At 59.2% G+C, this 4,971-nt stretch carries 2 protein-coding genes and 2 pseudogenes; 2 read left to right on the top strand and 2 right to left on the bottom strand.

The annotated features are described in order from the left end of the window. Positions 1-559 (bottom strand): annotated as a pseudogene (locus tag IVB32_RS20160) (IS21 family transposase); the annotation flags it as partial. Positions 560-1,539: 980 nt separating this feature from the next. On the opposite strand from IVB32_RS20160, the gene IVB32_RS20155 reads away from it, so the two are divergent. Then, on the top strand, positions 1,540-2,289 hold the full coding sequence (locus IVB32_RS20155) for a hypothetical protein (protein WP_247411012.1): 750 nt from the start codon (positions 1,540-1,542) through the stop codon (positions 2,287-2,289). A gap of 375 nt (positions 2,290-2,664) precedes the next feature. Here IVB32_RS20155 and IVB32_RS20150 read toward each other — a convergent pair whose 3' ends face one another. Continuing rightward, positions 2,665-4,095: an amidase gene (locus IVB32_RS20150; RefSeq protein ID WP_247411007.1), complete on the bottom strand. Its 1,431-nt coding sequence runs from the start codon at positions 4,093-4,095 to the stop codon at positions 2,665-2,667. A 396-nt stretch (positions 4,096-4,491) separates the two neighbouring features. Here IVB32_RS20150 and IVB32_RS20145 point away from each other — a divergent pair. Continuing rightward, positions 4,492-4,836: pseudogene (locus IVB32_RS20145) on the top strand (IS481 family transposase); the annotation flags it as partial. Positions 4,837-4,971: the final 135 nt, after the last annotated feature.

The raw sequence follows: 4,971 nt of genomic DNA, 5'->3' as shown, positions 1-4,971 counted from the left end.
CGAAGGCGCCGACGTGACCGCCGATCCAGTCCGCGAGCCCCTGCGTCCAGGTCGCCTGCGCATAGGTGAAGCTCGATGCGCCGAGCACCGCGACGACTGCGCCGGTCGATCGCCACCGGCACGCCGTCGCCGGCATAGTCGACGAACAGCTTGTCGCCGGCCGCGTGCGATTGGCGCATCGTCACCGACAGGCGGCCTTCCCAGGCGCGGTACAGCTCGCAGAACCGCGAATAGCGATACCCGCCGGGCTCGCCGGCGATGTACTCCTCCCACAGGATCGCCAGCGTCCCGTGCTTGCGCCGGAGTTCGCGATGCACCGCTGCCCAGTCCGGTTCAGCCTGCCGGCGATGGCCTCGCCGGGTGCCGAGGCCGGCTCCCGCGCTGGCGAACAGCCGAGCCTCCAGCTCCGTGTCGGTGATGTCGTCGGACAAGGGCCAGCTCAGCCCAGCCAGTGGATCGTCAACCGTACCGTCGACGGGGCCGTCCCCACCCGCCGCGCAATCTCGCAGGTCGACATCCCCGCCGATTTCAATCTGATCACATCGCGCACATGGCGCATCGCAAGCCTCTCCGTCGGCATCCAGGTCCCCTTCGCTAAGCCGAAAGCGGGACCGTATCGGAGCCAGAAGAGGCCTCGTCACCCCGGGCGACATCATCCCGGAATGGTGGGCGACATCAAATCGGAACGGTGGGCGAGATCATTCCGGAATGGTGGGCGACATCGAGCGGAATCAGCAGCTTGTTGATCCAACCGCAGGGTATAGGGTGGTCGAACGAATTATGGAGCACGAGGAGAGGGGGCGCTTTCGCGGCGATAAGCTTAGTAACTCGTGTGGCGACACCCACGTGCGGAATTGCTGCCACAGAGGGGCTCATATTGGTGCAATTCTGCTTCTCGGGCAAGGTACCAAGCTGGGAATGCACCCGTTGCTGCCGGGGTCTCCCGAGCTGCGACTGAGGTGTGGATTGCCTTTCGGTGGGATGTACCTGAGAGGAAACGGGCATGACGTCTCGGTGCGAGGCTTCCAAAGCTTCAGCGTCACTCGCGACCAACAACGGCGCCGCGTTCGCAGGCGTCAATGGGAGCTTCGTGACGCCATCACATTCGTTCCCGATTGCAAACGAGACTGAAACTAAGCCCAATCGACCAGTTACCGCGGGAGATTGGGCCGCTGCGGATCCACAAGCCGCGCACAACCAGCGTTCGTGAACCGCTGCGTAGCCCTTCCAAAAGGGTCTTGTTTCATACCTGCGTATGAGCTTGGAAGTCCCCGTGACGATCGCCGGCTCATGACGACATCGAATCAATCCGCTTTCGCGCCTCTGAACCTCACCAGCGCGCATGGACGGGTAGGAAAGCATCCAAGATCATGAACCACTCCGTCGGCTGGTGCCGATGATGTAACGAACTACCGGCTCGTTTGATGAGCGATTGCGTGAAGGAAAGCATCAAACCACCACACTTCGTGCAGGTTTTCTGCAACCCAATCGCGTAATCTGAGGGAATTGCGAGTTGGATCTCGATAAAATAACCAAAAGATGGAACTGCAACAAGGCGAATGTGACGTGACGCGTGGTGAACTCGGTATATTGATGTTGCAGGACCCCGCCAATGACCAGCCCGGTTCGCTGTACCATCCCACTACCTTTCCGTTCCCAACTATTTGCCGACGCGTTCCAGGCGCCTGGGTCAAGAATGTCGTCTTCGGCGGAGAGGACGAAATAATGGAAGCGGCATTCATAAGCGCTGCCCGGGACATGGTGCGTGACGGCGCAGTTGGCATCACGAGCAATTGCGGATTTACAATTAAGTATCAGCGGGCGATGAGGCGGGCTCTGTCGGTGCCAGTTTCGATGTCGTCCCTGCTGCTCCTGCCGTATCTCGCGGCCACCATCAAGGGGCGTATTGGTATCCTGAGCTTTGACTCCAGACCATTGACGCCGGATCTGCTGAAGTTGGTCGGCCTTAAGCTTCATAATCGCATAGCAATTGCTGGAATCGAGAACTCGGAGACATGGAAGGCAGTCATGTCGAAGTCCGGCAGCAACCGTGATGATGCAGAGAGGAAGGAGAACTACACAAGCTCGCAGTTAACTCGGGATGTCCTGGCCGCCGTCGCGCTCTTGCGCAAACGTGATGATGACATCGATGCCCTTCTATTTGAATGTGCTGGATTTCCGGTAGTGACGAAGGAGGTGCGCGAGCAAACGGGTTTGCCGGTTTATGATGCCGTCAGTAATGCCAAAGCATTGATGAGTGGATATGGCCTGGCCGCGCCCGTCCGCTAGCAAGAGCAGACCCGGATCTTTCAGCTCGGCCCCGCCCCAAGGGCCTGGGCGCCGATCGCCAGACGAGACCGGCTATTTTCGGACATAGTGGCGAGCCTGATGACCCGAGGGCGGTCAGACTCACCTGTCTTGCATCACAAACTCTCGCCCAATGTGAGCTGAATCCTTCTCGACAACAGCTGATTCGATCGCAATTTGGCATTTCAACCCGAGCCGGACTTCTCAGGTCGGATGTCTCTGCCGTCTCACGGCTCTGCTATTCCGAGACAACCGCCCCCTCGCCCAACGCAGTTTGCGATGGCTGACAGTATCGCACTGGCTCAGAATACGAATTGTTGCTGGTGTCGTCCCAGCCACGGGATGTGCTTGCGAGCGCTACCCTCCTGCGTGAACGGCCGGCCGCCGTTGGCGCCAAGGTCGCGCTTCCTCCAAGTCACGCGCAACACGCACCAGCGTAGCCTCGTCGCCAAACCGACCGACAATCTGCAGACCGATCGGCATTCCGCTCTGACTCTGTGCCAGTGGCAGCGATACCGAAGGTTGTCCGGTGAGGTTGAATATTCCAACGTATTGATAAAGTGCGTGGTCCGCTTTGATGAATTCCTCTGCAGTAAGCGTTGCGTTGGTCGTAGAGGCTGGTCCGCCATGCGGCAGCGCCACGGTCGGCATCGTGGGCGTCAGCAAAATGTCAAAGTTACAAATAGCTTCCCCAGTGCGGAATCGCATGACCCGCAAAGCCTCATGTAACTCGCCAGGACGAAATGATGCATTTCGTCCATATTCATAAAGCTTCAGATTGATCGGCTCCAGGGTGTCCGGTCCCAGTCTGCGGCCCATGCGTTCTGCGGCAAGGTCGAGCTCGGCCGCGGCGAGGTTCAGGCGGCTGAGGGCTATCTTCAGGCGCTCGGCCGGTTCGAATGGCGCTTCGATTTCCGTTATTGCGTGCCCCATTTCCTCCAGGAGTGCAGCTGTCGAATCGACAGCCCTCAGGATTTCAGGATCAAGATCGACTGTACCCCACTTGGTCCGTGCAACTCCGATGAGAAGGGGCTGCGTGGGCTGCAAAAGCTCCTCAACATATGGTCGCTTCGGCTGCACAACAATGAATGGATCGCCGGGATGAGGCCCGGAAAACACATCAAGGGCGGCGGCCATGTCACGCACAGTCCGGCATTCGACAAACGTGCGGCTCAGGCCAAACGACGCATCCTGACTAGTCGGCCCGCCGGAAATACGTCCGCGGGAAGGGTTCAGGCCAATAAGACCACACCAGGATGCGGGAATGCGAATTGACCCCCCGGTGTCACTTGCGTGCGCTACTGGAGTGATACCGGCGGCTACCGCAGCCGCGGCTCCTCCAGAAGAGCCACCCGCGGAGAGGTCGAGATTCCATGGATTGCGGGTAATGCCGTTGAGAATGGATTCGGTAAAGCCAGCAGTGCCGAGCTCCGGAGTTGTTGTCCTTCCGAGTGTCCGTAGACCCGCGCGCTGGGCCCGCTGGAAGTAGAAGCTGTCAGCGTTCGGGCGATAACCCTTGAAGAGACGGCTTCCCGCTTCTTGCAAGCGGCCGGCCTCGCTCGCTCCAATGTCCTTACGAAGGAAAGGTACCCCCTGAAACAACCCGTCGTCTGCGCCCGCAACGCCTTCAGCATCATCATAAAATTCGATGACGGCGTTGACACGAGGATTGACCTGATCGAACGCGGCGCGGGCGAGCTGCGTTAATTCCAGGGGCGTCACTTCGCCTGATCTCACAAGCGATGCCAAACCGCTAGCGTCGTGATTGACGTATTCGCTCAATTGCATCCGTTGGGTCTCCACTCGCCCGATCGGTCCTTATGTGCACCACTCTCACAAGACAAATTCACGGTGAGCAATCCTGGCCAAAATCGTTCGGATGCGGCTTCATGCGCAAGTGAGGCGTAGCGCCAGTCCAAGGCCGAATGTTCTCAAAATATCGGCGGACAGCGCAGAAATCCTGCGTCTCCATCCGTCGTATCAACGATAACCGCCGCTTCAGCTTCTATATGCATCGCAACGTCCAACGAACGCCGAGAGGTCGGCCAGAAAGTATCTGCTCAAAAGATCCGGAGTCCCCCGTGACCGCCTCATCCCGGCGGCCGCGTTCACTGTCTAGTCTCAATCGTTGACGGTGCGATCTAATCGGACGATTCGAAGGATGCCTATGGGACAACTTTTTACTTGGCCGAGCCAACGACGGAAGCGGTCCGTCGAGCAATACACAACAGTCAAGACAGTCCGAGAGTCTCGCCAGGCGATACGGGATCAACCGGGAGGCTGCCGCGAAGTGGAAGCAGCGTGACACCGTCGCTGATCTTCCGACTGCGCCAATGAAAGCGAAGTGGACTGTCCTTTCGAGGAGGAGGCGATCATCGTCGCTTTCCGGGGATGTGCGCGGCGGCCACTCAACGATTGCCTCCATGCGCTACAGCCAAGATGATCTTGCATCTGACACGATCATCCCTGCATCGCCGCCTCCACCGCCACGGCATCAGCCGATTGCCAGAGGTCGAAGGCGGTAAGCCTTCGAGCAAAGGGCTCTAGACCCGATGTTCGCCGTCTGAGGTGACGGGCGGTCCGCCCTGCAAGCTCCTATCGAGGGTTGCGCCGGATGGTCCGGCGCCGAGCCTCAATCATGGGGAGCGGGCCTGATGAACGATA

The sequence above is a fragment of the Bradyrhizobium sp. 23 genome (genome assembly GCF_023073295.1).
In the GTDB taxonomy this organism is placed as follows: domain Bacteria; phylum Pseudomonadota; class Alphaproteobacteria; order Rhizobiales; family Xanthobacteraceae; genus Bradyrhizobium; species Bradyrhizobium canariense_D.
This window is presented reverse-complemented; position numbering and strand designations above follow the sequence as displayed.